Origin of the sequence: Pseudomonas sp. B21-028, assembly GCF_024749045.1 — a bacterium.
Taxonomy (GTDB): domain Bacteria; phylum Pseudomonadota; class Gammaproteobacteria; order Pseudomonadales; family Pseudomonadaceae; genus Aquipseudomonas.
Genome location: NZ_CP087184.1, coordinates 1,221,317 through 1,247,900, shown reverse-complemented (window position 1 = coordinate 1,247,900; position 26,584 = coordinate 1,221,317). Strand labels below are relative to the sequence as shown.

At 61.1% G+C, this 26,584-nt stretch carries 24 protein-coding genes; 8 read left to right on the top strand and 16 right to left on the bottom strand.

The window, feature by feature from the left end:
* Window positions 1-148: 148 nt before the first annotated feature.
* Window positions 149-1,858: a single-stranded-DNA-specific exonuclease RecJ gene (recJ, locus tag LOY35_RS05545; RefSeq protein ID WP_258631276.1), complete on the bottom strand. Its 1,710-nt coding sequence runs from the start codon at window positions 1,856-1,858 to the stop codon at window positions 149-151.
* Window positions 1,859-1,944: 86 nt separating this feature from the next.
* On the bottom strand, window positions 1,945-2,487 hold the full coding sequence (locus tag LOY35_RS05540; RefSeq protein ID WP_144923247.1) for a YaeQ family protein: 543 nt from the start codon (window positions 2,485-2,487) through the stop codon (window positions 1,945-1,947).
* A 146-nt stretch (window positions 2,488-2,633) separates the two neighbouring features.
* Between LOY35_RS05540 and LOY35_RS05535 the strand changes: the two genes are divergently transcribed.
* The gene (locus LOY35_RS05535) at window positions 2,634-3,833 is read left to right on the top strand and encodes a CaiB/BaiF CoA-transferase family protein (RefSeq protein WP_258631274.1); all 1,200 of its coding nucleotides are present in this window, start codon (window positions 2,634-2,636) and stop codon (window positions 3,831-3,833) included.
* Window positions 3,834-4,048: 215 nt separating this feature from the next.
* Here LOY35_RS05535 and LOY35_RS05530 read toward each other — a convergent pair whose 3' ends face one another.
* The 11 genes from LOY35_RS05530 to ffh form a co-directional block, all read right to left on the bottom strand.
* Window positions 4,049-4,336: a DUF3509 domain-containing protein gene (locus tag LOY35_RS05530; protein WP_258631273.1), complete on the bottom strand. Its 288-nt coding sequence runs from the start codon at window positions 4,334-4,336 to the stop codon at window positions 4,049-4,051.
* 175 nt (window positions 4,337-4,511) lie between these two features.
* A complete protein-coding gene (locus tag LOY35_RS05525; RefSeq protein WP_258631271.1) occupies window positions 4,512-5,882 on the bottom strand; it encodes a transporter substrate-binding domain-containing protein in 1,371 nt (456 codons plus the stop codon).
* A gap of 121 nt (window positions 5,883-6,003) precedes the next feature.
* On the bottom strand, window positions 6,004-7,413 hold the full coding sequence (gene thrC, locus LOY35_RS05520; RefSeq protein WP_258631269.1) for a threonine synthase: 1,410 nt from the start codon (window positions 7,411-7,413) through the stop codon (window positions 6,004-6,006).
* Window positions 7,414-7,517: 104 nt separating this feature from the next.
* Window positions 7,518-8,822: a homoserine dehydrogenase gene (locus tag LOY35_RS05515; RefSeq protein ID WP_258631267.1), complete on the bottom strand. Its 1,305-nt coding sequence runs from the start codon at window positions 8,820-8,822 to the stop codon at window positions 7,518-7,520.
* Between the two features lie 132 nt (window positions 8,823-8,954).
* Window positions 8,955-9,686, bottom strand: a complete 732-nt coding sequence (locus LOY35_RS05510; RefSeq protein WP_047702125.1) for a DsbC family protein — start codon at window positions 9,684-9,686, stop codon at window positions 8,955-8,957.
* A 291-nt stretch (window positions 9,687-9,977) separates the two neighbouring features.
* Window positions 9,978-10,874 carry a site-specific tyrosine recombinase XerD gene (xerD, locus tag LOY35_RS05505; protein ID WP_258631265.1) on the bottom strand — a complete coding sequence of 299 codons (897 nt, stop codon included), beginning with the start codon at window positions 10,872-10,874 and terminating at the stop codon, window positions 9,978-9,980.
* A gap of 131 nt (window positions 10,875-11,005) precedes the next feature.
* Window positions 11,006-11,356, bottom strand: a complete 351-nt coding sequence (gene rplS / locus LOY35_RS05500; RefSeq protein ID WP_003175895.1) for a 50S ribosomal protein L19 — start codon at window positions 11,354-11,356, stop codon at window positions 11,006-11,008.
* A 44-nt stretch (window positions 11,357-11,400) separates the two neighbouring features.
* The gene (gene trmD / locus LOY35_RS05495) at window positions 11,401-12,174 is read right to left on the bottom strand and encodes a tRNA (guanosine(37)-N1)-methyltransferase TrmD (RefSeq protein WP_258631263.1); all 774 of its coding nucleotides are present in this window, start codon (window positions 12,172-12,174) and stop codon (window positions 11,401-11,403) included.
* Window positions 12,156-12,692, bottom strand: coding sequence for a ribosome maturation factor RimM (rimM, locus tag LOY35_RS05490; RefSeq protein ID WP_258631260.1), 537 nt, complete (start codon window positions 12,690-12,692; stop codon window positions 12,156-12,158). Before rimM ends, trmD begins: the two co-directional genes overlap by 19 nt.
* 5 nt (window positions 12,693-12,697) lie before the next feature.
* On the bottom strand, window positions 12,698-12,949 hold the full coding sequence (rpsP, locus tag LOY35_RS05485) for a 30S ribosomal protein S16 (RefSeq protein ID WP_007927680.1): 252 nt from the start codon (window positions 12,947-12,949) through the stop codon (window positions 12,698-12,700).
* Between the two features lie 228 nt (window positions 12,950-13,177).
* Window positions 13,178-14,554 (bottom strand): signal recognition particle protein, encoded by a 1,377-nt coding sequence (gene ffh, locus LOY35_RS05480; RefSeq protein ID WP_024778942.1) that lies wholly within the window; start codon window positions 14,552-14,554, stop codon window positions 13,178-13,180.
* 196 nt (window positions 14,555-14,750) lie between these two features.
* On the opposite strand from ffh, the gene LOY35_RS05475 reads away from it, so the two are divergent.
* The 5 genes from LOY35_RS05475 to LOY35_RS05455 all read left to right on the top strand — a co-directional run bounded on the left by LOY35_RS05475 (window position 14,751) and on the right by LOY35_RS05455 (window position 21,549).
* Window positions 14,751-15,563, top strand: a complete 813-nt coding sequence (locus tag LOY35_RS05475; RefSeq protein WP_047702128.1) for an inner membrane protein YpjD — start codon at window positions 14,751-14,753, stop codon at window positions 15,561-15,563.
* Between the two features lie 12 nt (window positions 15,564-15,575).
* The gene (locus LOY35_RS05470) at window positions 15,576-16,817 is read left to right on the top strand and encodes a CNNM domain-containing protein (RefSeq protein ID WP_258631258.1); all 1,242 of its coding nucleotides are present in this window, start codon (window positions 15,576-15,578) and stop codon (window positions 16,815-16,817) included.
* 223 nt (window positions 16,818-17,040) lie between these two features.
* On the top strand, window positions 17,041-18,354 hold the full coding sequence (locus LOY35_RS05465) for an MFS transporter (protein ID WP_258631257.1): 1,314 nt from the start codon (window positions 17,041-17,043) through the stop codon (window positions 18,352-18,354).
* 197 nt (window positions 18,355-18,551) lie between these two features.
* Window positions 18,552-20,966 (top strand): endopeptidase La, encoded by a 2,415-nt coding sequence (lon, locus tag LOY35_RS05460; RefSeq protein WP_258631256.1) that lies wholly within the window; start codon window positions 18,552-18,554, stop codon window positions 20,964-20,966.
* Window positions 20,967-21,156: 190 nt separating this feature from the next.
* Window positions 21,157-21,549, top strand: a complete 393-nt coding sequence (locus tag LOY35_RS05455) for a protease inhibitor I42 family protein (protein ID WP_041020627.1) — start codon at window positions 21,157-21,159, stop codon at window positions 21,547-21,549.
* 63 nt (window positions 21,550-21,612) lie between these two features.
* Here the strand turns inward: LOY35_RS05455 and LOY35_RS05450 are convergent, their stop codons facing one another.
* Entirely contained in the window at window positions 21,613-22,572 is a 960-nt protein-coding gene (locus tag LOY35_RS05450; protein WP_258631255.1) for an omptin family outer membrane protease, read from the bottom strand.
* A gap of 302 nt (window positions 22,573-22,874) precedes the next feature.
* Between LOY35_RS05450 and cmoA the strand changes: the two genes are divergently transcribed.
* On the top strand, window positions 22,875-23,618 hold the full coding sequence (gene cmoA, locus LOY35_RS05445) for a carboxy-S-adenosyl-L-methionine synthase CmoA (RefSeq protein ID WP_258631254.1): 744 nt from the start codon (window positions 22,875-22,877) through the stop codon (window positions 23,616-23,618).
* Complete coding sequence (gene cmoB / locus LOY35_RS05440) at window positions 23,615-24,571, top strand: tRNA 5-methoxyuridine(34)/uridine 5-oxyacetic acid(34) synthase CmoB (protein WP_258631252.1); 957 nt, start codon at window positions 23,615-23,617, stop codon at window positions 24,569-24,571. Before cmoA ends, cmoB begins: the two co-directional genes overlap by 4 nt.
* 124 nt (window positions 24,572-24,695) lie before the next feature.
* Here cmoB and tadA read toward each other — a convergent pair whose 3' ends face one another.
* On the bottom strand, window positions 24,696-25,193 hold the full coding sequence (tadA, locus tag LOY35_RS05435) for a tRNA adenosine(34) deaminase TadA (protein WP_144923204.1): 498 nt from the start codon (window positions 25,191-25,193) through the stop codon (window positions 24,696-24,698).
* Window positions 25,193-26,569, bottom strand: coding sequence for a multicopper oxidase family protein (locus tag LOY35_RS05430; protein ID WP_258631250.1), 1,377 nt, complete (start codon window positions 26,567-26,569; stop codon window positions 25,193-25,195). The genes tadA and LOY35_RS05430 overlap by 1 nt, the downstream gene beginning before the upstream one ends.
* Window positions 26,570-26,584: the final 15 nt, after the last annotated feature.

The following is a 26,584-nucleotide window of genomic DNA, read 5'->3' as shown; positions in this document are numbered from 1 at the left end:
CCCCCGCGGGCAAAGAAAATGGACAAGACGTCACAAGGGCTATCAACCAGTGTTTAGAGCCTAGTCGACAACCGGGGATAAGGCAGGGTTCCGCGTTTAAAACAAGCTCCTGTGGCGAGGGGGATCATCGCCTTGGGGAATCTGTGGCCTACCGCGGCTCGATATGGGCAATCATCAACTGCACCGTTTCCTGGCCACGAAACTCGTTGAGGTCGAGTTTGTAGGCCAGTTCGACCCAGCGCACGGTCGGGTTCGGCCAGATGTCGCGGTCGATGCCAAAGGCGATGCCATCGAGCTTCACCGAACCGCACTCGCTCTTGAGGACCACCTTCAGGTGCCGCTCACCCACCACCCGCTGTTCTACCAGCTGGAACACGCCGTGGAACATCGGCTCTGGAAAATGCTGGCCCCAGGGCCCGGCATGGCGCAGGGCCCGGGCCAGTTCCAGGTGGAACTCTTCCACCGCCAGGGTGCCATCCGACAACAGGCGCCCGGTCAGGTCTTCTTCACGCAATTGCCTGCGCACTTCCGCGTCGAACGCCTCGGCGAACAACGGAAAATTCGCCTCCGGCAATGACAGCCCTGCCGCCATGGCATGACCGCCGTACTTGGTGATCAGGGTCGGATGCTGCGCCGCCACGACGCTCAGGGCGTCGCGAATATGAAACCCCTGCACCGAGCGGCCAGAGCCTTTGAGCATGCCGTCTCCAGCATCGGCAAAGGCAATGGTCGGTCGGAAGTAACGCTCTTTCATGCGGGAGGCCAGGATGCCGATGACGCCCTGGTGCCACTGCGGATCGAACAGGCACAGACCGAACGGCATCGATTCCACCGGCAGTTCCTTGAGCTGGGCCAGCGCCTCGCGCTGCATGCCCTGCTCGATGGATTTGCGATCCTGGTTCATGCCATCCAGCTGCGCGGCCATTTCCCGGGCCAGCGCCTCGTCGTCGGTGAGCAGGCATTCGATGCCCAGGCTCATATCGTCCAGGCGCCCCGCCGCATTCAGGCGCGGCCCCAGGATGAAGCCGAGATCGGTGGAGGTAATGCGCGAGTGATCACGCTTGGCCACTTCCAGAATGGCTTTGATGCCAGGACGCGCGCGCCCGGCGCGAATGCGCTCCAGGCCCTGATGCACGAGGATCCGGTTGTTGGCGTCCAGGGGCACCACGTCGGCCACGCTGCCCAGGGCCACCAGGTCCAGCAATTCACCGATGTTCGGCTGCGGTTTGCTGGCGTACCAACCCAAGCCGCGCAGCCGCGCACGCAGGGCCATCAGCACGTAGAAAATCACCCCGACACCCGCCAGCGCCTTGCTCGGGAATTCACACCCCGGCTGGTTCGGATTGACGATGGCATCGGCCGCCGGCAACTCGGTGCCCGGCAAGTGGTGGTCGGTTACCAGTACCTTGAGGCCTGCCGCTTTCGCCGCCGCCACGCCTTCCACGCTGGAAATGCCGTTGTCCACGGTGATCAGCAGTTGCGGCTCGCGGGTCAGGGCGACCTCGACGATTTCCGGGGTCAGCCCGTAGCCGTATTCGAAGCGATTGGGCACCAGATAGTCGACATGGGCCGCCCCCAGCAGGCGCAGCCCCAACAGGCCCACGGTACTGGCCGTCGCGCCGTCGGCATCGAAGTCGCCGACGATCAGGATCCGCTGGCGCTGTTCCAGGGCCACCACCAGCAGGTCCACCGCCGCATCGATGCCTTTGAGCTGCTGGTAGGGAATCAGGCGCGCCAGGCTCTTGTCCAATTCGGCCTCGGACTGCACGCCACGCGCCGCGTACAGGCGGGTCAGCAGGGGCGGCAGGTCACCGAGGAACGGCAGGGTGTCGGGGAGCTGGCGGGGTTCTATGCGCATGGGGTGACGGACATTCTTCTATGGGTCATTGAAACTATCGGCAAAAGAGCTGCATGTGGGAGCGAGCCTGCTCGCTCCCACATGAATCAACCGCGCTCGCCCAGCAACCACTGCAACTGGACTTCATGCTGGCCGCGGTCGTCGGTCACGAATATCGTCCCTTCGCTGATCATGACATCCCACTTGATCACGCGGGGCATGTCCTGGGCCAGGGTTTCCAGCACGTCTTGGGGCACGGCGGCGATGTTGACGTTCTTCAGGCCTTTTACCGCCGGAATCACCTTGCCTTCCCAGACCCGCAGGCTGCCATAGGCCAGCAGGCTGGTGCGTTCGGTACGACGCGAGCACCAGGTCAGGCGATCGACGTCGGGCTGACCGACTTCGATCCAGTGCAGCACGCGGTCATCCAGGCTTTTTTCCCACAGCGCTGGTTCATCGACATCTGACAGACCGCGACCAAACGACAGCAGCTCGTTGTACCAGAGCGCGTAGGCCAGCAACCGCACGGTCATGCGCTCCTCGGTTTCCGAAGGATGGCGGGCGATGGTCTGCTTCACATTCTCGTAGACATTGCGGTCGAGGTCGGTGAGGTTCAGTTCAAACTTGTAGGTCGTGGACGGCTGGGCCATGAACGGGCTTCTTGATACGTGGAAAGGCGGCAAGTCTAACCGATGAAACGGCAAATCCACGAATTGCCGACCATCAACCTGCGGCGACTGACGCTGGCCTATGATAAAACGCTCTATTCGTTCCGTTTTGTCCTACAGGATCTTTCATGTCGCTCACAGCCAAACCCCTCGCCGGGGTCAAAGTCATCGAACTCGGCACCCTGATCGCCGGGCCTTTCGCCTCGCGGATCTGTGCAGAATTCGGTGCCGAAGTGGTCAAGGTCGAATCGCCCGACGGCGGAGATCCGCTGCGCAAGTGGCGCAAGTTGTATGAAGGCACCTCCCTGTGGTGGTTCGTCCAGGCGCGCAACAAGAAATCCCTGACCCTGAACCTGAAGCACCCCGACGGTCTGGCGATTTTGAAACAGTTGATTGGCGAAGCCGACATCCTGATCGAGAACTTTCGTCCCGGCGTACTGGAAAAACTCGGCCTGGGTTGGGAAGTGCTGCACGCATTGAACCCGAAACTGGTGATGGTGCGTCTCTCCGGTTTCGGCCAGACCGGGCCGATGAAGGATCAGCCAGGGTTTGGCGCAGTGGGCGAATCCATGGGCGGCCTGCGCTACATCACCGGGTTCGAAGACCGGCCGCCGGTGCGCACCGGAATTTCCATCGGTGACTCCATCGCCGCGCTGTGGGGCGTGATCGGCGCGCTGATGGCCCTGCGTCACCGCGAAGTCAATGGCGGCAGCGGGCAAGTGGTGGACGTGGCGTTGTACGAGGCGATATTCGCCATGATGGAGAGCATGGTGCCGGAGTTCGACGTATTCGGTTTCATCCGCGAGCGCACCGGCAATATCATGCCCGGCATCACCCCGTCATCGATTCACACCAGCGCCGATGGCAAGCATGTGCAGATCGGCGCCAATGGCGACGCGATCTTCAAACGGTTCATGCAGCTCATCGGTCGTGACGACCTGGCCAATGACCCGCAATTGGCCAGCAATGACGGCCGTGACAATCGCCGCGACGAGTTGTACGGCGTCATCGATCGCTGGGTCAATTCACTGCCGCTCGATACCGTCATCGAACAGTTGAACCGTGCCGAAGTGCCAGCCAGCCGGATCTTCAGCGCCGAAGACATGTTCAGCGACCCACAATTCCTGGCCCGTGAAATGTTCCTGCAAGCCAAACTGCCAGATGGCAAGGCGTTCAAAATGCCGGGCATCGTTCCTAAACTGTCCGACACGCCGGGCAGCGCCGAATGGGTCGGGCCAACGCTCGGGGAGCACAATGCCCAGGTGCTCGGCGAGCTTGGCTACGACGCGCAGCAAATCGCTCGCTTGCGCACGGAGGGGGCGATCTGAAAGTGTCGAACGTGGAACCGTCCGTTGAGGCGTTTCCACGTCGGGAAGGAAAACGACAGGCAAAAAGAAACCCGAGAAGTGGGGAGACGACTCGGGGTTAAACGTGACCATTCGAGGTCCGTACAACAAGCGACAAGCACCGGAGCACAATGCTCGATCTTGTTGGTAAAAGGTCTGACTCCCCAGGTGGTAGGAAGGTTCCCACAACCTGCCTTTCAATTCGCTGCGGTCATGACCTTGTCGCGAGCCAAATTACGCAGTGCCGCGATCACACAGGGCTCCAGGCGTCCCTCGGCGATCAGCACATCCCGATGCAGACCATCGACCACGTCCGTCAGTTGACGCTTGTCGGTCAACTGCGCCTGATTGAACAGCCGCTCAACCATGATGGCTCCAGAAGCATTCTTCAGCGTCACCAGGCATTCGCCAGCGGCGCCGGAGGGGGTCAGCGTGACCTGATACGGGCTCAAAGCCTCACCCAGCAATAGGCTGATACTTTCCATTCGATCACCCTTCAATAGTCCGAAAACAACTGCATGTGCACAGTAAGTGACCGTGGGCCGCAGCAGAAAGTTCGTCAGCGCACCGAACCGGCACACCTGGAATCCGTTGAACCGAGCATGCGCGTTCAATATGACAGAGAAACAACAGCCGTCGCGGGAGCCATTGTATGTCGCATCAGGCCAGGATCCGTTCAGAACGCCGCCATCTCCGCCCGACATCGCTCCAGCCCCCCAGGAGACCACGCAGCTGTCCATCGGCGCCGTAGAACGGCACCGACCAATGGTGGATATCCCGTAATCCACTGCTGAACAGCACCTGGCGGTCGCTGAAGCGGGACTGTCCGGTTCGCAACTGCTCCATCATCTCCCCATGCAGCAACTCGGCCGTGGCCACCGGAAACGCAGGGCAGTCGGTCAGGCGTGTTCCTCGCAGCTTTTCGAAGCGGGTCGCGAACTGTTCTTCGTAGCTCTTGTTGCACATGAGCAGGCGCCCTTCGAGATCACGGATGAAAATCGGATCGGGGATCGCATCCATCAAGGCCCTCTGGAGCATCACCTGGTCGTTGAGGACCGCTTCGGCCTTGTGGCGCTGATCGATCTGTATCTGCAGGCGGCGATTCCACAGCAGCGACAGAAGGCCGGACACCCCGAGCACGACGACACACCAGTAGCCCCATTGGGACACGCGCAGCCAAAGCGAGGGCGCCTTGCCGGGGACGACACCCGCCATCCACTTGGAACGCAGGGCACGCATTTCCTCGGCTGGAAACGCTTCCAGTGCCTTATTCAGGATACTCAGCAGTGGCAGTAGATCCTGACGTACAGCCAGATAGTCCGGCTCCCACTTGCCATCGAGGTTTTTTCCTACTTTCAACTGTCCCGCCGGATAGAGATGCACCCCGGTTTCGTTTTCGATGGTGGCATAGGCTTCCCCACTCTCCACCAGCGCCCTCGCCTCTGCATAGGTCTTGACCGTGCGCAATTCGACGGCGGGGTGATCACGGCGGATCTCCGTCTCCAAGGCATGCCGTGCCGGCAGCGCCAGGACCTTCCCCTCCAGCTGTTCCAGCGAACGGAGCGCCGGCTCTCCGGCGCGACCGACGAATACCCAGCCGGAACCACCAAATGCGTGGCTGAAGTTGAGGAAGTCCCGGCGTTCATCGTTCATCGCCATGGTGGTCGTCATGTCGGCCTCGCCCCGCTCCAGCATCGCCAGCAACTGGCCGGGGGAGAATGACTCGCGGTGCACGAACTCGAGGCCCGTCATGCGTGCAATACGCAGGAGAATGTCGTTGTTCAACCCGTTCCACTGGCCACGCTCATTCTTGAACAGGTACAACGGAAACTGCATCGACGCCACGACGACCCTGGGGTGCTCCTCGATCCACTGCAATTCCCGCGCGTCCAGCACCAGCCGCTCGCCGGACTGGAACGGCGGCGCCTCAAAGGCTGCCAACTGCGCCGCGCCGCCCCACTGCATCCAGCACATCAGGACCAGCCCTGTCATCCAGCCCAACGCTGGTTTGCATTTGATAAAAAACAACATCTGCACTTCCTTCGAGATGACTCGCCCGTCCCTCCCATGGGCGAAAACCCGATCAGTTTGGCATGCAGAAACAAGAAAGCCCGTCAGGAGACGGGCTTCAAAATGTGACAGGTTTCAGCGATCAGAGAGGCTTGCCACGGTTGCCATGCTGACTGACAAAGGCCTGTACGGCTTTCAAGTCATTCGGCAGCACTGTGCAGCGCTCTTCTCGCTCAAACAAATCCGAAAGATGTGCAGGTAGTTCAAGCGCTTTTCCTACACCGGCTTTCTCTACCGCTTCCGGGAACTTGACCGGGTGAGCGGTTCCCAGGATCACCATCGGGATATCCAGGCTGCGGCGGCACTCACGGGCCGCACGCACGCCGATGGCCGTGTGCGGATCCAGCAACTCGCCGCTCTGCCCGAACACCTCGGCAATGGTTTCGCAGGTCTGTGCGTCGTCCACCGCCAGGGAGTCGAACAGCTTGCGGGCTTCGGTCCAGCGCTCGGCCTCGACGCTGAAACCGCCACCCTGGCGGAAACTGTCCATCAGGCCGGCAATCGCCGCGCCGTTGCGACCGTGCAGGTCGAACAACAGGCGCTCAAAGTTCGACGACACCATGATGTCCATGGAAGGCGACAGCGTGGCGTGCAGGGTTTCCTTGACGTACTGGTTGCCGCTCATGAAGCGGTGCAGGATGTCGTTGCGGTTGGTGGCGACGATCAGTTGATTGATCGGCAGGCCCATGTTGCGCGCCAGATAGCCGGCGAAGATGTCACCGAAGTTGCCGGTGGGTACCGAGAACGACACCGAACGGGCCGGACCGCCCAACTGCAGGGCCGCGTGGAAGTAATAGACGATCTGGGCCATGATCCGCGCCCAGTTGATCGAGTTCACTGCCACCAGCCGCGTGCCCTTGAGGAAGCCCTGGTCGGCGAAACTGGCCTTGACCATTTCCTGGCAGTCATCGAAGTTGCCTTCGATGGCGATGTTGTGGATGTTATCGCCGAAGATCGTTGTCATCTGGCGACGTTGCACTTCCGAGACACGGTTGTGCGGATGCAGGATGAAGATGTCGACGTTCTCGCAGTGCTTGCAACCTTCGATGGCGGCCGAACCAGTGTCGCCGGAGGTAGCGCCGACAATGACCACGCGCTCGCCACGCTTGTGCAGTACGTAGTCCAGCAGACGACCGAGCAATTGCAGGGCGAAGTCCTTGAATGCCAGGGTCGGGCCGTGGAACAGCTCCATCACCCATTCATTGCCGTTGAGCTGACGCAGTGGGGCAATGGCGTTGTGGGAAAAGACGCTATAGGTCTCTTCCAGGATCTTCTTGAAGTCGGCGTCCGGGATGCTGCCGGTGACGAACGGACGCATGACCCGGAAGGCCAGCTCGTGATACGGCAGGCCGGCCCAGGAGGCAATTTCTTCCTGGGTGAAACGCGGCAGGTTTTCCGGCACGTAGAGGCCGCCGTCCGTGGCCAGGCCGGCCAGCAGGACATCTTCGAAATTCAGGGCCGGTGCCTGGCCGCGGGTGCTGATATAGCGCATGGGGGCAAACCTTTGGTTTGAGCTTCAAGCTGCAAGCTGCAAGCTACAAGTAGAAGCCGATCCGCTTTCAACTTGTAGCTTGTGGCTTGCCGCTTGCAGCTGAATTAATTCAGATGTTCTACGCGGATACGGACCACAGGGCCTACCACGTCCTGGAGCGCTTCCAGCGCTGCAATCGCGTCGTTGATACGCTGCTCGACCACACGGTGGGTCAGCAGGATCATCGGCACGAGGCCGTCATGCTCCTCGACTTCCTTCTGCATGATCGACTCGATGTTGATGCCGCGCTCCGACAGGATGCTCGCCACCTGGGCCAGTACACCCGGATGGTCCTTGGCCTGTATACGCAAGTAGTAGGCACTTTCGCACGCTTCGATCGGAAGAATCGGATGAGCCGACAGAGAGTCCGGCTGGAACGCCAGGTGCGGCACACGGTTTTCCGGATCGGACGTCATGGCACGCACTACGTCCACCAGGTCGGCCACAACCGACGAGGCGGTCGGTTCCATGCCGGCGCCGGCGCCGTAGAACAGGGTCGAGCCAGAGGCATCACCGTTGACCATCACGGCGTTCATCACGCCGTTGACGTTGGCGATCAGGCGGTCGGCCGGGATCAGCGTCGGATGCACGCGCAGCTCGATGCCACTGGCGGTGCTGCGGGCAACCCCCAGGTGCTTGATGCGGTAGCCCAGGGCTTCGGCATAGTTCACGTCTGCTGTGGTCAGCCGAGTGATGCCTTCGGTGTAGGCCTTGTCGAACTGCAACGGAATACCAAAGGCGATGGACGCCAGGATCGTCAGCTTGTGCGCCGCATCGATGCCTTCCACGTCGAACGTCGGATCGGCCTCGGCATAACCCAGGGCCTGGGCTTCGGTGAGCACGTCCTCGAAGGTCCGGCCCTTCTCGCGCATTTCGGTGAGGATGAAGTTACCGGTGCCGTTGATGATACCGGCGACCCAATTGATGCGGTTGGCCGACAGGCCTTCGCGGATGGCCTTGATCACCGGGATGCCACCGGCCACGGCGGCTTCGAACGCTACAATCACGCCTTTTTCACGGGCCTTGGCGAAAATTTCATTACCGTGCACGGCGATCAGTGCCTTGTTGGCGGTGACCACGTGCTTGCCGTTTTCGATGGCCTTGAGCACCAGCTCACGGGCCACGGTGTAGCCGCCCATCAACTCGATAACGATATCGACTTCAGGGTTGGCCGCCACGGCGAATACGTCGTTGGTAATCGAAATACCGGTCGTCTGGAACTGAGGCTTTGGCGTACGCATGGCAATTTGTGCCACTTCGATTCCACGCCCGGCACGGCGGGCAATCTCCTCGGCGTTACGCTGAAGTACGTTGAAGGTGCCGCCACCGACGGTACCTAACCCACAGATGCCTACTTTGACCGGATTCACTCTTGACTCCCCATGAAACGGCCGACACAAGGTCGGCCGTGAAATACAGCCGCGCAGCAACGCGGCTCTGCGTTTAACGGCCCGGCGAAGGTTTTCGCCGAGCCATGCTCTTCATCAGCACATGGCCCATGATTATTTCGCGCCGAGGGCCAGTTTGGCGACTTGCGGCGCCGGCTGGTAGCCCGGAATTACCTGACCATCCGCCAAAACAATTGCCGGCGTACCGTTCACGCCTATTGACTGGCCCAGGGCAAACTGCTTGGAAACCGGGTTCTCGCACTTGGCGGCCTTGATTTCCTTGCCATCGACCATCTTGTCCATGGCCGCTTTCTTGTCCTTGGAGCACCACACTGCCTGCAATTGCTCGTCGCCCGGCGAGCCCAGGCCCTGGCGCGGGAATGCAACGTAGCGCACTTCGATGCCGCGCTTGTTCAGCTCCGGCACTTCGGCATGCAGTTTGTGGCAGTACGGGCACGTGGTGTCGGTGAACACCGTGATATGGGACTTGGTTTCGCCCACCGCCGGGTAGACCACGGTTTCGGCAACCGGAATGCCGTTGATCAGCTTGGAAACGCCCTGGCGCTCGGTCAGCTCGGTGAGGTTGACCGGCTTGCCGTCCTTGAGCTCGAACAGATTGCCCTGGACGATGTACTGACCGTCGGCGCTGGCGTAGAGCACGCGACTGCCCTTGAGCTTGACTTCATACAGGCCGGACATCGGGCTGGCGGAGATGGCTTCGATCGGTACTTCGAGCTGAAGGTTTTCCAGGCTCTTGCGAATAGCCTTGTCCGCTGCGTCGTCGGCAATGGCAAAGGTGCTGGCCAACGCAATGGCAGCGGCGGTGAACATCTGGATCAAACGCATGGGAACTCCTGAGGCGAACAAATGGGACGGAGAACGCCAACCCGCGGATCCGGTTCCGGCCGCCCACTGTGCAAACCGGCCAAGCCTACCACATAAGGCCGGCGGGGCCGAATGCCGTTGATGCGAGGCATTGGTGGATGCTTTGCTGGAGTGATGGCGGGCTGAGAATAACAGGGGCACCCCAGCCCATGTGGGAGCGAGCCTGCTCGCGATAGCGGTGGGTCAGCTTGCATCCATGGAAGCATGTGCCGCCGCTATCGCGAGCAGGCTCGCTCCCACAGGGTTCTTCGTTCAACCGCGCGGATGATGCCTGGCATGCAGCTCCTGCAACCGCGCCCGGGCGACATGGGTGTAGATCTGGGTGGTGGACAGGTCGCTGTGGCCCAGCAGCATCTGCACTACCCGCAGATCGGCGCCGTGGTTGAGCAGGTGCGTGGCAAAGGCATGGCGCAAGGTGTGGGGCGAGAGGGATTTGCCGATCCCGGCGGCCTTGGCCTGGTGCTTGATGCGATGCCAGAACGTCTGGCGAGTCATCTGGTCGCCGTTACGGCTCGGAAACAATACGTCGCTGGGGCGTCCTCCCAGCAGTTCATGGCGACCGTCCCGCAGGTAGCGCTCGACCCAGACGATAGCCTCCTCGCCCATCGGCACCAGGCGCTCCTTGCTACCCTTGCCCATCACCCGCAAGACACCCTGGCGCAGGTTCACCTGTTCCAGCGTCAGGCTGATCAACTCGGTGACGCGCAGGCCGCAAGCATACAGAACCTCCAGCATGGCCCGGTCGCGCTGGCCGATGGCTTCGCTGAGGTCCGGCGCCGCCAGCAGCGCCTCCACATCGGCTTCGGACAAGGATTTGGGCAGCGGACGTCCCAACTGTGGCATCTCCACCCGCAAGGTCGGATCCAGCGCGATCAGTTTTTCCCGCAGCAAATAACGATAGAACCCACGCACGCCGGAGAGAAATCGTGCAGTTGAACGCGGTTTGTAGTTCTGCTCCAGGCGCCACGCCAGGTGATCGAGGATCAGCTCCCGGCCGGCATTGGCCAGCTCCAGGTTTCTCTCCTGCAACCAACCGTTGAACAGCGCCAGATCGCTGCGATAAGCGTCACGGGTATTGTCGGAAAGCCCTTTCTCCAGCCACAGGGCGTCGAGAAACTGGTCTATCAGCGGATGATCGATGGCTGGCATAAACACTCTTGGCGGATGCGCACGCACGCTGCATCCATACGATAAAGAAAGTACGCAGGGTGCTCAAAGAGCAAATCGCAGGCAACAAAAAAGCAGCCCTCAGGCTGCTTTTTTTGCATCGGAAGCTGGACTCAGGCCAGTTTTTCCTTGATGCGAGCTGCTTTACCGGACAGGTCACGCAGGTAGTACAGCTTGGCTTTACGCACGTCACCGCGACGCTTCACAGCCATGCTGTCGATTTGCGGGCTGTAGGTCTGGAAAGTACGCTCTACGCCAACACCGTTGGAGATTTTACGAACGGTGAAAGCACTGTTCACGCCACGGTTACGCTTGGCGATAACGACGCCTTCGAACGCTTGCAGACGGGAACGGTCACCTTCCTTCACTTTCACCTGAACGACAATGGTGTCGCCCGGGGCAAAGGTAGGGATTTCTTTGGTCATCTGCTCTGCTTCGAGTGCAAGGATGATTTTGTTAGTCATGCTGTGCTCCTAAGGCAAGTCTCGGACTTACCATCGATACGTTGTTAACTATCGTCCCGCTCGCGGATGTATTCCTCGAGCAGCTTCTTCTCTTCTCCAGAAAGCGAGCGGCTTTCCAGAAGATCGGCGCGTCGTTCCCAGGTCCGACCAAGGGACTGCTGTAAACGCCAACGCCGGATGTGCGCGTGATTGCCACTTAGCAACACGTCGGGAACACGCTGATCCGCATACACCTCCGGTCGGGTGTAGTGCGGGCAATCCAGCAGACCATCCGTAAAGGAATCTTCCTCAGCGGAATCTGCATGCCCTAAAGCTCCAGGCAGCAGTCGTGTAACCGCATCGATCAGGACCATCGCCGGCAGCTCACCGCCAGACAGTACATAGTCGCCAACCGACCACTCTTCATCGACATGAGCTTCAATGAAACGCTCGTCAATGCCTTCATAGCGACCGGCAATCAGGATCAACGCATCCGAATTCGCCAGTTCGCGTACCGCCGACTGAGTCAGCTGGCGGCCTTGGGGCGACAGGTAGATCACCTTCGCACCCTCCCCGGCTGCCGCCCTGGCCTGAACCAGTGCATCTTCCAGGGGCTTGATCTTCATCACCATGCCCGGACCACCGCCAAACGGGCGATCGTCCACAGTGTGATGCCGATCCGTGGTGTAGTCCCGCGGATTCCAACAGGTCAGCTGCAACAGCTCCTGTTTCACCGCGCGGCTGGTTATGCCGTACTCGCTGATGGCGGAAAACATCTCGGGAAACAACGTGATGACTTCAACGCGCAAATTGGCCACGTTCAGAAGTCCGCATCCCATTCCACCTTCATCTCGCCTGCCTCTAGGTCAACGGCCAACACGCACTGCCCGGTATAGGGCAACAGGCGTTCGCGATCATCCAGGCTGCCGACGCAAGGCTTGACCACCATGACATCGTTCGAACCGGTCTCGAGCAGGTGATCGATTTTCCCGAGCAATTGCCCGAGGTGGTCGATGACCTTCAGACCTACCAGCTGGTACCAGTAGTACTCGCCGTCGGTCAGTTCAGGGAACAGGTTGCGCGGCACGCAGATCTCATAACCGGCCAGAAGACGCGCTTCTTCACGATCATCGAGACCCTTGAGCTTTGCGACCAGGAACTTGTCGTTCCCGCGTCCGCTGACCAGCTCAACCTGTTTCACGCTGCCTTCGCGCTTGAGCGTCCAGGCTTTGTAGTCCAACAGGTTCTTGATCGGATCAGTAAAGGAATAAACCTTCACTTCGCCGCGAACGCCATGTACAGAATAGATTTTGCCGATAACGATCAGATCATCAGCATCTTTTGGCGTCGCGTTCATATTGCTCAGGCCGCAGCCTTAGCCGATTCCTTCAACAACTGAGCAACGCGCTCAGAAGGTTGTGCACCAACGCTCAGCCAGTAGGCAACGCGCTCTTGGTTCACGGACAGACGAACTTCCTGACCACGGGCGATAGGGTTGAAGAAACCAACCTGCTCTTTGTGGGAACCGTCACGCGGGTTGCGGCTGTCGGTTACGGTCAGGTGGTAAAACGGGCGCTTTTTGGAGCCGCCAAGGGCAAGACGGATTGTTAGCATGTGAACATCGTTCCTGTAGTCGGTGCTGCAAATCTAAATGCACAGCGGGCATGGGTGCCCGAAAGGCCGCATATTCTAAGGAATATCCAGACTTTTGCAAATGACTTTTTCCGGCGAGTGCCGGCCTGCCATTCAGATCTGCGACGATCAGCGCCCGCGAATGACGGGTTGGCTGGAGATCCCACGTCCCCGTGGGTTGCACCGGCATGACTGCCGGCACCTGGATTCCTACATCTTGGGCATGCCACCGCCGGGCAGCATGCCGCCCATGCCGCGCATCATCTTGGCCATCCCACCCTTGGTGGAAAACTTCTTCATCATCTTCTGCATCTGCTTGTGCTGCTTGATCAAGCGACCGATGTCCTGCACCTGGGTGCCGGAACCCATGGCGATACGGCGCTTGCGCGAACCACTGATCAGGTCAGGGTCGCGGCGCTCGGCCGGGGTCATGGAGTTGATGATGGCCTCCATCTGCTTGAACTGCTTTTCAGCCGCGCCCTGGGCGTTGCCCATCTGCGCCAGGTTCACGCCGCCGATGTTTGGCAGCTTGTCCATGAGCCCGCCGAGGCCGCCCATGTTCTTCATTTGTTGCAGCTGGTCGCGGAAGTCTTCGAGGTCGAAGCCCTTGCCCTTCTTTAATTTCTTCGCAAGCTTGTCGGCTTTTTCCTTGTCGAGGGTCTGCTCGGCCTGCTCGATCAGGCTGAGCACGTCGCCCATGCCCAGGATGCGCGAAGCGATGCGCTCAGGGTGGAACGGTTCGAGCGCTTCGCTCTTCTCGCCCATACCAATGAACTTGATCGGCTTGCCGGTGATGGCCCGTACCGACAGCGCGGCACCGCCACGGGCGTCACCGTCGACCTTGGTCAGGATCACGCCGGTCAGCGGCAGCGCGTCACCGAAGGCCTTGGCGGTGTTGGCTGCGTCCTGGCCGGTCATGGCATCGACCACGAACAGGGTTTCCACCGGGTTGACCGCGGCATGCAGCGCCTTGATCTCGCCCATCATCTCTTCATCGATGTGCAGGCGACCGGCGGTGTCGACGATGACCACGTCGATGAACTTGAGCTTCGCTTCCTTGATGGCCGCCTGGGCGATGTCCACTGGCTTCTGGCTCAGGTCGGACGGGAAGAACGTCACGCCGATGTCGTTGGCCAGGGTTTCCAGCTGCTTGATCGCCGCCGGACGGTAGACGTCCGCGGACACCACCATCACCGACTTCTTCTTGCGCTCCTTGAGCAGGCGCGCCAGCTTGCCAGCGGTGGTGGTCTTGCCCGCGCCCTGCAGGCCGGCCATCAGTACCACGGCCGGTGGCACGGCGCTCAGGTTCAGGTCTTCGTTGGCGGCGCCCATCAGGCTTTCGAGTTCGGCCTGGACGATCTTCACGAACGCCTGGCCCGGCGTCAGGCTGCGCGACACTTCGGTGCCGACGGCGCGTTCCTTGACCGAATTGACGAAGTCCTTGACCACCGGCAGGGCGACGTCGGCTTCGAGCAACGCCATGCGCACTTCGCGCAGGGTGTCTTTGATGTTGTCCTCGGTCAGCTTCGCCTTGCCGGTGACATGGCGCAGCGTCTGCGAGAGACGGTCGGTTAGGTTTTCAAACATGCGCGATCCTTTCAGGCCCGTATGAGGCCGGGATAATGGCGGCCCAGACCGTGAAAAATGTGCTCGGCGAGCCTGCGGCGTGGGCAGGTCGCGGATTATAGCGAAGAAGCGGGCCGCGTACACCTCGCGGCGGTCTTTCGTGCAGGATGGGTTCTATGCCAAACTCAGCGCCTTTCGGGCTTGCCTAACAGGATTTATGCTCCCCTTGTCACCCAGCTTGCTTGCCTCCCTCGCCGCCGCCTGCCTTTATGCCGCTGCGACCCTCTATCAAGGCACTCGCCTGGCCACCGGTGCCAAGGCGAACAAACGCCTGCTGGTCACGCTCGGCGTGCTGGCGGTGCTTGGCCACGCGGCCAGCCTTTATACCCACCTGATGACGCCGATCGGCCTGGGCCTGGACTTTTTCAACGCCGCCAGCCTGATCGCCGTCGCGGTGATCGCCCTGACGCTGCTGGCCTGCTCGCGCATCCCGGTGGAAAACCTGCTGGTACTGCTCTTTCCGCTTGGGCTGGCGACGGTGCTGCTGGCACAGTTCGCGCCGTCGGGCACGGTGCAGGTCATCGACGAAGAGCCGGGCATCCTCGCCCACATCCTGCTATCGATCCTCGCCTATGGCCTGTTCACCATCGCGGTGTTCCAGGCCTTGCTGCTGCTGGTCCAGGACCACCAGCTCAAGAACAAGCACCCGTCCGGACTGATCCGCAACTTCCCGCCGCTGCAGACCATGGAGAGCCTGCTGTTCGGCTTCCTCTGGGCCGGCTGGGCGCTGCTGTCGATGTCGTTGATCTCCGGCTGGCTGTTCGTCGAGAACCTGTTCGCCCAGCACCTGGTGCACAAGACCCTGCTGGCCTGCCTGGCATGGGTGGTGTTCAGCGTGCTGCTGTGGGGCCGCAACCGTCTCGGCTGGCGCGGCCATAAAGCCATTCGCTGGACCCTGGCCGGTTTCTGCCTGCTGATGCTGGCGTACTTCGGCAGCAAACTGGTCCGTGAATACATCCTGCATATCTGACGGACGGCGCTGATGGATAGGTTGCCCGCGGGGCCGCTGCTCGCTGTACTGGTCGTGCTGATCCTCTGGGCGGCCCTGTTTACCGCCATCGAAGCCGCCCGGCACCACCTGCTGGCCCAGCGCAAGGCTTCGCGCGCCGGCGACAAGCCGCTGGCGAGGCTGGACTTCCCCCTGACCAGCCTGATTCTGTGCAACACCCTGTGTCGCGCCCTGGCACTGGTGATCGGCACCTTGCTGGCGATCTTCACCTGGCTGGAAAACGGTCCCTGGATCGCCTGGCTCGCCATCAGCGCGGCGCTGCTGGTGTTCGCCGACTACCTGCCGCGCACGCTGGCTACCCGCTACCCCGATGCGATCCTGGCACTGGGCAACACCCTGCTTGGCATACCACTGAAGCTGCTTTATCCCCTGGCCTGGCTGTTGAATGGCCTGAGTGAGCTGTTGCTGCGACCCTTTGCCCGCAAGACCAGTGCCGTCCAGCAAAGCGACGAGGAAATGCCCGCACCGGCGCGCGTCGAACATGAACATGAGCAGAGCACCGGCCGGCCGCACCCGGTTTCCGGCATCCACGCCCTCGACAACATCACCGTCAACGACATCCTGGTCCCCCGTAGCGAAGTCGACGGCATCAACCTCGACGACCCCATCGGTGAGATCATCGAGCAGTTGCTCTTGAATCGCCGGACCCGGTTGCCGGTCTTCCACAGCGACATCAACCAGGTCGAAGCGGTGCTCAACACCCGCCAGATCCGCCATCTGCTGGCGGACGCGAGCCTGACCCAGGAGGCGCTGCTGGCCGCCTGCCACGAACCTTACTTCGTGCCCGAAAGCACACCGCTGCAACTGCAACTGCTGAATTTCCACAAGCAGCAGCGGCGCCTGGGCATGGTGGTGGACGAATATGGCGAGGTGCTGGGCATCGTCACCCTGGAAGACATCCTCGAAGAAATTGTCGGCGAGTTCGAAAGCGAGCACAGCCTCGACAACCCACACGTGCATCCGCAGCCGGACGGGCGCCTGATGATCGATGGCGCGGCATCGATTCGCGAACTGAACAAGACCCTGGGCTGGCACCTGCCTTGCGACGGCCCCAAGACCCTCAACGGGTTGGTGACCGAAGCGCTGGAAACCATTCCCGAAAGCCCGGTCTGCCTGAAAATCGGCCGTTATCGCCTGGAAATCATCGAGACCGTGGACAACCGCGTCAGTCAGGTGCTGGCATGGCATAACAGTTCGGTGCCGGCGACTGCTTGAGCTTCCCCTGTGGCGAGGGGATTTTATCCCCGCTGGGCTGCGCAGCAGCCCCAAAACAGTCGACTCAATCTGCCTGATGCACCGAGTAGCCTGGTTTCAGGGCCGCTGAGCGACCCAGCGGGGATAAATCCCCTCGCCACAGAGTTCACCACAAGCGCCACCCCTAGTCGTTCAACCATAATAATTCGCTCCAACGGAGCACATGACTGTCAGGGATAACTGCATGATAACCACCACCAGCAACGACGCCGTGCCTGCCCAGCCGACGAACTCCACCACCCGCGTGGCGACCGCGAGCTTCATCGGCACCGCCATCGAGTTCTATGACTTCTACGTCTACGCCACGGCTGCGGCCCTGGTGATCGGGCCGGTGTTCTTTCCACAGACGTCAGGCACGGCACAGATGCTGTCGTCCTTCCTGACGTTCGGCATCGCCTTCCTCGCCCGTCCACTGGGCTCGGCGCTGTTCGGTCACTTTGGCGACCGGATCGGCCGCAAGTCCACACTGGTGGCCTCGCTGCTGCTGATGGGCGCGTGCACCACCCTTATCGGCGTGCTGCCCGGGTATGCCAGCATTGGCGCCTGGGCACCGTTCCTGCTGTGCCTGTTGCGTTTCGGCCAGGGACTGGGGCTGGGCGGTGAATGGGGCGGCGCCGCGCTGCTCGCCACCGAAAACGCTCCCAAGGGCAAGCGTGCCTGGTTCGGCATGTTCCCCCAACTGGGCCCTTCCATTGGTTTTCTGGCAGCCAACGGGCTGTTCCTGACCCTGGCGATGAACCTGGACGACGAGCAGTTCCGTTCCTGGGGCTGGCGGATCCCGTTCCTGCTCAGCGCCGTGCTGGTGATCGTCGGCCTCTATGTGCGGCTCAAGCTCCATGAAACCCCGGTCTTCGCCAACGCTGTGGCCCGTCAGGAACGGGTGAAAGTGCCGCTGGTCGAGCTGTTCAGCCAGTATTGGGCGCCGACATTGCTGGGCGCGGCGGCGATGGTGGTGTGTTATGCGCTGTTCTACATCTCTACGGTGTTCTCCCTGAGCTACGGTGTCGCCACCCTCGGCTACAGCCGCGAGACCTTCCTTGCTCTGTTGTGCTTTGCCGTGCTGTTCATGGCCGCCGCCACACCGTTGTCGGCCTGGGCCAGCGACCGCTTCGGGCGCAAGCCGGTGCTGGTCACCGGTGGCGTACTGGCGATTGCCTCGGGCTTTCTCATGGAGCCCTTGCTAACCCAGGGTTCGACCACGGGCGTGGCGCTGTTCCTGTGCATCGAGCTGTTCCTGATGGGCGTGACCTTCGCCCCCATGGGCGCCTTGCTGCCGGAGCTGTTTCCAACCCACGTGCGTTACACCGGCGCGTCGGCCGCCTATAACCTGGGCGGCATCGTCGGCGCCTCGGCCGCCCCGTTCTTTGCCCAGAAACTGGTGGCGGTGGGCGGCTTGAGCTATGTCGGCGGCTATGTGTCGGCCGCCGCCGCGCTCAGCGTGATCGCCGTGCTGTGCCTGAAGGAAACCCGCCATAACGATTTGAATCGGGTCGTCTGAATCCAACATGCTTATATGGCGAGGGGAGCTTGTTCCCTCGCCATATAAGCTCCATTGCCACTGGCCGCTCCCCTTGCCGCAGTACCTGTCACAACGCTGAACAGCACTCCATGAAATAGCCGCTAACAATCGCCTACCATTGAAACCACCCCCCACCTGCCCCATCTAAGCTCCATACCCCATTGCGCAGGTGCCCCATGAGCGACCAGCACTCTACTGAAGCCACGAACGAATACGCTGACTCCGAACACATCGAACACACCGTTTCCGGCACCGGCCTGGCGCTACCCGGCCAGAACCTGCCGGACAAGGTCTACATCATCCCCATCCACAATCGCCCATTCTTCCCGGCCCAGGTGCTGCCGGTGATCGTCAATGAAGAACCCTGGGCCGAAACCCTGGAACTGGTGGCCAAGTCCGAACATCATTCCCTGGCGCTGTTCTTCATGGACACGCCCCAGGAAGACCCGCGTCATTTCGATACGTCGGCGCTGCCGCTGTACGGCACGCTGGTCAAGGTGCACCACGCCAGTCGCGAAGCGGGCAAATTGCAATTCGTCGCCCAGGGGCTGACCCGCGTGCGCATCCGCACCTGGCTCAAGCACCATCGTCCACCGTACCTGGTGGAAGTCGAATACCCGCACCAGCCCAGCGAGCCGACCGACGAGGTCAAGGCCTATGGCATGGCGCTGATCAACGCGATCAAGGAACTGCTGCCGCTGAACCCGCTGTACAGCGAAGAGCTGAAGAACTACCTCAACCGCTTCAGCCCCAACGACCCGTCGCCGCTGACGGACTTCGCCGCCGCACTCACCTCCGCCACCGGCAATGAGCTGCAGGAAGTGCTCGACTGCGTGCCCATGCTCAAGCGCATGGAGAAAGTGCTGCCGATGCTGCGCAAGGAAGTCGAAGTGGCGCGGTTGCAGAAAGAGATTTCCGCCGAGGTCAACAGCAAGATCGGCGAACATCAGCGCCAGTTCTTCCTCAAGGAACAGCTCAAGGTCATCCAGCAGGAATTGGGGCTGACCAAGGACGACCGCAGCGCTGACCTCGAACAATTCGAGCAGCGACTGGAGGGCAAGGCGCTGCCGGCCCAGGCCCAGAAGCGTATCGAAGAGGAAATGAACAAGCTCTCGATCCTGGAAACCGGTTCGCCGGAATACGCCGTCACCCGCAACTACCTCGACTGGGCGACCTCAGTGCCGTGGGGCGTATACGGCCAGGACAAACTCGACCTCAAGCACGCGCGCAAGGTGCTCGACCAGCATCACGCCGGCCTGGACGACATCAAGGACCGTATCCTCGAATTCCTCGCCGTCGGAGCCTACAAAGGCGAGATCAGCGGCTCTATCGTGCTGCTTGTGGGCCCGCCGGGCGTGGGCAAGACCAGCGTGGGCAAGTCCATTGCCGAATCCCTTGGCCGGCCGTTCTACCGTTTCAGCGTCGGCGGCATGCGCGACGAAGCCGAGATCAAGGGGCATCGGCGTACCTACATCGGTGCCCAGCCGGGCAAACTGGTGCAGGCGCTCAAAGACGTCGAAGTGATGAACCCGGTGATCATGCTCGACGAGATCGACAAGATGGGCCAGAGCTACCAGGGCGACCCGGCCTCGGCCTTGCTGGAGACCCTCGACCCGGAGCAGAACGTCGAGTTTCTCGATCACTACCTGGACATGCGCCTGGACCTGTCCAAAGTGCTCTTCGTGTGCACCGCCAACACCCTGGATTCGATCCCCGGCCCGCTGCTGGACCGGATGGAAGTGATTCGCCTGTCGGGTTACATCACCGAAGAAAAAGTCGCCATCGCCAAGCGTCACCTGTGGCCCAAGCAACTGGCCAAGGCCGGGGTGTCCAAGGGCAGCCTGAGCATCAGCGACGGTGCCTTGAAGGCGTTGATCGACGGCTACGCCCGCGAAGCCGGGGTACGACAGCTGGAGAAGCAACTGGGCAAACTGGTACGCAAGGCGGTGATGAAGCTGATCGATGAGCCAAAGGCGGTGATCAGGCTCGGGCCGAAAGACCTTGAGGCGTCCCTGGGCAAACCGGTGTTCCGCAACGAGCAGGTGCTGTCCGGCATCGGCGTGATTACCGGCCTGGCCTGGACCAGCATGGGCGGTGCGACCCTGCCGATCGAAGCAACGCGCATCCACACCCACAATCGCGGCTTCAAGCTCACCGGGCAACTGGGCGACGTGATGAAGGAATCGGCGGAAATCGCCCACAGCTACGTCAGTTCGCATCTGAAGCTGTTCGGCGGCGATCCGAAGTTCTTCGACGAAGCCTTCGTCCACCTGCACGTGCCCGAAGGCGCCACGCCCAAGGACGGTCCAAGCGCCGGGGTGACTATGGCCAGCGCCCTGCTGTCCCTGGCTCGTAACCAGCCACCGAAGAAAGGGGTCGCCATGACCGGCGAACTGACCCTCACCGGGCATGTGCTGCCCATTGGCGGGGTGCGTGAAAAGGTCATCGCGGCGCGCCGGCAGAAAATCCTCGAACTGATCCTGCCGGAAGCCAACCGGGGCAACTTCGAAGAGCTGCCGGACTACCTGAAGGAAGGCGTCACAGTGCACTTCGCCAAGCGCTTTGCGGATGTGGCGAAGGTGTTGTTCTGAGATTCATTTAACGCCTTTCATGGCCCCATCGCGAGCAGGCTCGCTCCCACAGGGTTACTTGTTGAACACGAATTCGGTGACCAACATAAAACCACTGTGGGAGCGAGCCTGCTCGCGATGGGGCCTCATCTGACACACCCCGTAGCATCTTCGGTTATGCTCACCATTCGTCGTGAATGCCGGAGCCCCCATGTCCCTCACCCGCCTGCTCGTCCCCGTCAGCCTTGCCCTGCTGAGCGCTTGCGCCACGCAACCGAAAAACAACGTGACCGTGGAAAAACTCAGCGAATGTCCGGTGCGGCTCAACAACGGGCAGAACATGATCCTCAGCTTGCCCAGCAACCCCACCACCGGTTACCGCTGGGCGATCCAGGACTCGGCGGGCGGCGTGTTGAAAGCACTGGGCCCCGAGGTCTACCGCAATCCGGAAGATGCCGGCATCGTCGGTGCCGCTGGCGTGTCGACCTGGCGCTTCCAGGCATTCGCCGCCGGTACCGGCCGGTTGCGCCTGACTTATCAACAGCCCTGGGCCCCCGAAGTGCCTCCCGTGGAAACCTTCGACTGTGCCATTGCAGTGAATTGAAGATGGGCCCGGCTGTCTTCGCGCTGATGGGGATGGCTGGCTGTACCCCGCGGCGCGTCCTGTTCAGAAAGCGTGTTTCAGCCCGATGGTCGTCATGACGCTGGCGCTTTCGATACCTGCGGAGTCGACGTAGCTGTCGCGGTAGTTATCGGAACGATTCTTGATGGTGACGTTGCCTTTTTTATTCCGGGTGCGACTCCACGTGCTCTCCACGAAAACGTTCGTGTTGACGGTCATGTCATAGCCCAACTTTCCTCCCAACGAATAATATTGTTGGTGCTTTATTTTGCCGACAAAGGTCTTATCGGCCAGGTAGTGCTCATCAATATCAGTGGCAGAAGCCCAGCGACTGTACTTGAACGCCCCTTCCATATCGAAACGCTTGTATCGATAATTGCCAACCAACCCCACATACGGGGTTTTAAAGTGCTGTTTGTAGCCCGTTATCGTTACATCCGCTGGAAACTCGCCAGTGTATGCACCTTTGTTGTAGCTAAAGGATCCCCCCTTGGCAATGAAGCTGAAGCGGCGCTCCTGGTACCCAGCCATCAGACCCAAGCGATAAGCAGGTTCGTTCAATAACCAGCCCTTGAGATTGAGATCGAATTCGTTGGCATGCCTCAGGGTTGTGTCGGGGTGGACGGCGCGGTCTGTCCATTGGCTCTGGGAGGCGTCGACCCAATCATCGTCATTCATGTAACCGTTCGTGCTGCCGATAGTCGTCCAGCCCGACGCTCCCAGTGAGAGCCAAGGTCGCACGTTCCAATCGAGGGAGCCCTTGATGACCGCAGCATTGTTGTACTTCCAGTCGAGCTGGCTGACCTTCCTCCCACCTTCCTCGGGTTCGTACACCCGTTCGTGGGTCTGACCGCTCAGAACACCTGCATTGATACCTAGAATAACTTTCTCATCTGTGTACAAGCGCCCCGCGCTGTCAGCAGCGACTGGAAATGCAACCGTCGCGATTGTTACAAATATAAAAATGTGCATTCGCCCAGCTGCTTTCTTCTCTTGTACAAACATTTATAACTTCCCTGATAAATTATTTAAGCTCAGCCGCTCCTTGCAGTTGCATGCACATCAGCAGGCGCTTTTGAAGTTGCGCTTTTTATATCAACGCAACTTTATTCAGCAAGAAACGAATCGAAAACACCGCTAAACAAAATGTGCCTGGAAGTTGCGTTGCTGTTCACCTCCATCGGACTGCCGCAGCCCACCGTGAAACCGACCAGCATGAGGGCGGGTCAGCGCATCGATCAAAGATCACGCTTTGGCGCATTAATTGGCTAAAATGCCCGCCTTTTCACCCTGCCGCTGGAACCGCCGTGAGCAACGACCCTGATCGCCTATTCGCCCAACCCTTGGCCCAAGTGCCTGACTTCGCCTTCAACGAGGACGTGGTGCGGGTGTTCCCGGACATGATCAAGCGCTCGGTGCCGGGTTACCCGACCATTGTCGAAAACCTCGGCGTGCTCGCCGCGCAATTTGCCCAGCCGGGCAGCGTGCTCTATGACCTGGGTTCTTCCCTGGGTGCGGTGACCCAAGCGCTGCGTCGCCATGTGCGCACCGACGGTTGCCGGGTGATCGCTGTGGATAACTCTGCGGCGATGGTCGAGCGCTGCCGCGAATATCTCAACGGCCAGGACTCGATGTTCCAGGAGCTGCTACCAGTGGAAGTGATCGAGGGCGACATCCTGGCCCTTGAATTCCAGCCGGCCTCGGTGGTGGCGCTGAACTTCACCCTGCAATTCATCGCACCCGATCAGCGCACGGCCTTGTTGGGCCGCATTCGCCAATCCCTGCTGCCCGGCGGTGCCCTGATCCTGTCGGAAAAGCTGCGCTTCAACGATGCACAGGAGCATGCGCTGCTCACCGACCTGCACGTCGCATTCAAGCGCGCCAATGGCTACAGCGAGCTGGAGATTGCCCAGAAACGCAGTGCCATCGAAAACGTCATGAAGCCCGACAGCCTCGAAGAACACCGCGAACGCCTGCTGGCGGCCGGGTTCTCGAAAGTCGTGCCGTGGTTCCAGTGTCTTAACTTCGCCTCGTTGATTGCCCTGCCATGATTGATCTGTCCCCCCTCGCCCGCCGCCTGGCCGGCACGCCCCTGGCCGATTGGGCCGCGACGCTGCAAGCGCAACTCGACACCAAAATGGAAAAGGGCCATGGTGACCTGGAACGCTGGCAGAGCGCCCTTGACGCCTTGCCAGTGCTGCAGCCGAGCGAAATCGACCTGTTGAACGGGCTGACCCTCGACACCGATTGCAGCGACGAAACCCGCGCACAAATGCGCACCGCGCTGATGGGCTTGTCGCCGTGGCGCAAGGGGCCGTTCGATCTGTTTGGCGTGCACGTGGACACCGAATGGCGCTCGGACTGGAAGTGGTCGCGGGTGGCGCCGCACCTGGATCTCAAGGGCAAGCGCATCCTCGACGTGGGCTGCGGCAACGGTTACTACATGTGGCGGATGCTCGGCGCCGGGGCCGACACGGTAATCGGCGTCGACCCCAACTGGCTGTTCTTCTGCCAGTTCCAGGCGGTGCAACGCTACCTGTCGCAGCCCAATGCCTGGCACCTGCCGTTCCCGTTCGAAGACCTGCCGCCGGACCTGGAAGGCTTCGACACGGTTTTTTCCATGGGCGTGTTCTACCACCGCCGCTCCCCTATCGAGCACTTGCTGGCCCTCAAGGACTGCCTGGTCAAGGGTGGTGAGCTGGTACTGGAAACCCTGGTGATCGAGGGCGACGAGCATCAGGTACTGGTGCCCGAGGACCGTTACGCACAGATGCGCAACGTGTGGTTCCTGCCTTCGGTGCCGGCCCTGGAACGCTGGCTGCGCCGTGCCGGTTTCAGCGATGTGCGCTGCGTGGACGTGAGCCTGACCACCGTGGAAGAACAACGCAGCACGGAGTGGATGAAGTATCAGTCGCTGAGCGATTTTCTCGATCCCGACGACCACAGCAAGACCATCGAAGGCTTGCCGGCGCCGATGCGAGCGGTGATTGTGGCGCGTAAATAAATAGATCAAACAACCCCGTTCCTGTGGGAGCGAGCCTGCTCGCGATAGCGGTGAATCAGTCAAAGGTATGTTAACTGACACTCCGCTATCGCGAGCAGGCTCGCTCCCACAAGGTGGTGGGCGTTCAGTCCTGGGGTTTGGCCCTGCGCGCCTTGAAGAACTCGCTCAGCATCGTGCTGCATTCTTCCGCCAACACCCCGCCCTCGAACATCACCCGATGGTTCAGGAACGCCTGACTGAAAAACTGCCCCTGGCTCTGCACGATGCCGGCCTTGGGCTCCAAGGCGCCGTAGACGACCCGGGCGATGCGGGAGTGAACGATCAGGCCGGCGCACATGCTGCACGGTTCGAGCGTCACATAGAGGGTGCTGCCGGGCAGGCGATAATTGCTCACGGCCTGGGCGGCGGCGCGGATGGCGACCATCTCCGCGTGGGCGCTGGGGTCGTGGCCGCTGATCGGGCAGTTGAAGCCGCGCCCGATGATCTCGCCGTCCTGCACCAACACCGCGCCCACTGGCACCTCGCCCAGGGCCGCCCCTTGCGCGGCCAGCGCCAGGGCTTCGCGCATGAAGTCCTGGTCGCGGCTGCGGTCGATGATCCGGGCGGGACGAATCTGGCGCATCACACCACCTCGATGGCGGCCATCAGGCCGGTTTCCATGTGGTCGATCACATGGCAGTGGAACATCCACACACCCGGGTTATCCGCCACCAGCGCTACCTGGGCTCGCTCGTTCTTGCCCAGCAGGTAGGTGTCGGTGAAATACGGAATGACCTTGTGGCGGTTGGACGCGATCACCTTGAAGCTCATCCCGTGCAAATGGACCGGATGCTGGTATTGGGTCATGTTCTTCAATTCGAAAATATAGCTCTTGCCCTTTTTCAACGTGGCAATCGGCCGGTCGGCGCAGGTCTTGTCGGTGATATCCCAGGCTTTGCCGTTGATCTGCCACAGGCTGGGTGGCTTGCCGTTGTCGACATTGACCGACACCGAACCGACCCACTCGAAATTGAAGTTGAGTTTCTCGGCATTGGCCAGGTCTGGCTCGGACACCGGATTGGCCGGCAACGCCGGTGGCCATTGGGTCGGCGCATCGTTGTTGGGCACCGACCGCAGGGTGCCCAGGCGCACCGGGCCGTTGCGCAGCGACAACTCCTCCCCGGCGGGCGGTGCCTTGATTGCCAGGCAGATGCGCATGCCTGGGCCGAGCCAGTACTCCTTGCCCAGTGGGCGCGGTTCGATGGGATTGCCGTCCAGGGCATAGATCTGTGCTTCGACCCCGGGAATGTTGATCCGATAGATCAGGGTGTTGTCGAGGTTGAGCAGGCGCACCCGGGTGATCTGCCCCGCGGGCAGGTCGATCACCGCCTCCGGCACACCGTTGATGGTCGCCAGCCGCCCGGCCGTCCCGCCGCGGGCCGCTTCGCGAGGGATGCTGAACGCTACAAACTCACCCTGCTCATCCACGTGCCAGCTCTTCAGGCTCAGGGTCTTTTCGTACTTGAAGCCTGTAGGTTCGCGCTCTTCAATGATCAGTGGCCCCACCAGCCCACGCCCGAGTTCTTCACTGCTGTTGACGTGGGGGTGGTACCAATAGCTGCCGGCGTCCGGCACGCGGAACTTGTAATCGAAGTATTCACCCGGCAGCACTGGCAGTTGCGAGACGTACGGCACTCCGTCCATCTCCAGCGGCAGGCGGATCCCGTGCCAGTGGATGGTGGTGGCAACCGGCAGGTGGTTGATGAAACGCACCCGCAACCATTCGCCCTGGCGTACCCGCAACTCGGTACCCGGCGCCGATGGCCCAAAGGCCCAGGCCTGGGTCTTGTGCCCGGCCACCAGCTCGACGTCCAGCGGCGCCGCAATCAGTTCATAGTCGTGCCCGGCTTCGGCATCCGCCCGCTTGCCCAACCAATACCGCGATGCGCCTCCCGCGCCAACGCCCACGACAACAAGACCGGCCAGGCCACCGAGTATTTGGCGACGGGTAAACGACATGAAGGCAACCACCTA

What these genes read in the sequence shown, in the direction of transcription:
- recJ (WP_258631276.1), bottom strand. Translation starts at nt 1,858, where the DNA reads ATGCGCATAGAACCCCGCCAGCTCCCCGACACCCTGCCGTTCCTCGGT.
- LOY35_RS05540 (WP_144923247.1), bottom strand. Translation starts at nt 2,487, where the DNA reads ATGGCCCAGCCGTCCACGACCTACAAGTTTGAACTGAACCTCACCGAC.
- LOY35_RS05535 (WP_258631274.1), top strand. Translation starts at nt 2,634, where the DNA reads ATGTCGCTCACAGCCAAACCCCTCGCCGGGGTCAAAGTCATCGAACTC.
- LOY35_RS05530 (WP_258631273.1), bottom strand. Translation starts at nt 4,336, where the DNA reads ATGGAAAGTATCAGCCTATTGCTGGGTGAGGCTTTGAGCCCGTATCAG.
- LOY35_RS05525 (WP_258631271.1), bottom strand. Translation starts at nt 5,882, where the DNA reads ATGTTGTTTTTTATCAAATGCAAACCAGCGTTGGGCTGGATGACAGGG.
- thrC (WP_258631269.1), bottom strand. Translation starts at nt 7,413, where the DNA reads ATGCGCTATATCAGCACCCGCGGCCAGGCACCGGCCCTGAATTTCGAA.
- LOY35_RS05510 (WP_047702125.1), bottom strand. Translation starts at nt 9,686, where the DNA reads ATGCGTTTGATCCAGATGTTCACCGCCGCTGCCATTGCGTTGGCCAGC.
- xerD (WP_258631265.1), bottom strand. Translation starts at nt 10,874, where the DNA reads ATGCCAGCCATCGATCATCCGCTGATAGACCAGTTTCTCGACGCCCTG.
- rplS (WP_003175895.1), bottom strand. Translation starts at nt 11,356, where the DNA reads ATGACTAACAAAATCATCCTTGCACTCGAAGCAGAGCAGATGACCAAA.
- trmD (WP_258631263.1), bottom strand. Translation starts at nt 12,174, where the DNA reads ATGGGATGCGGACTTCTGAACGTGGCCAATTTGCGCGTTGAAGTCATC.
- rimM (WP_258631260.1), bottom strand. Translation starts at nt 12,692, where the DNA reads ATGAACGCGACGCCAAAAGATGCTGATGATCTGATCGTTATCGGCAAA.
- rpsP (WP_007927680.1), bottom strand. Translation starts at nt 12,949, where the DNA reads ATGCTAACAATCCGTCTTGCCCTTGGCGGCTCCAAAAAGCGCCCGTTT.
- ffh (WP_024778942.1), bottom strand. Translation starts at nt 14,554, where the DNA reads ATGTTTGAAAACCTAACCGACCGTCTCTCGCAGACGCTGCGCCATGTC.
- LOY35_RS05475 (WP_047702128.1), top strand. Translation starts at nt 14,751, where the DNA reads ATGCTCCCCTTGTCACCCAGCTTGCTTGCCTCCCTCGCCGCCGCCTGC.
- LOY35_RS05470 (WP_258631258.1), top strand. Translation starts at nt 15,576, where the DNA reads ATGGATAGGTTGCCCGCGGGGCCGCTGCTCGCTGTACTGGTCGTGCTG.
- LOY35_RS05465 (WP_258631257.1), top strand. Translation starts at nt 17,041, where the DNA reads ATGATAACCACCACCAGCAACGACGCCGTGCCTGCCCAGCCGACGAAC.
- lon (WP_258631256.1), top strand. Translation starts at nt 18,552, where the DNA reads ATGAGCGACCAGCACTCTACTGAAGCCACGAACGAATACGCTGACTCC.
- LOY35_RS05455 (WP_041020627.1), top strand. Translation starts at nt 21,157, where the DNA reads ATGTCCCTCACCCGCCTGCTCGTCCCCGTCAGCCTTGCCCTGCTGAGC.
- LOY35_RS05450 (WP_258631255.1), bottom strand. Translation starts at nt 22,572, where the DNA reads ATGTTTGTACAAGAGAAGAAAGCAGCTGGGCGAATGCACATTTTTATA.
- cmoB (WP_258631252.1), top strand. Translation starts at nt 23,615, where the DNA reads ATGATTGATCTGTCCCCCCTCGCCCGCCGCCTGGCCGGCACGCCCCTG.
- tadA (WP_144923204.1), bottom strand. Translation starts at nt 25,193, where the DNA reads ATGCGCCAGATTCGTCCCGCCCGGATCATCGACCGCAGCCGCGACCAG.
- LOY35_RS05430 (WP_258631250.1), bottom strand. Translation starts at nt 26,569, where the DNA reads ATGTCGTTTACCCGTCGCCAAATACTCGGTGGCCTGGCCGGTCTTGTT.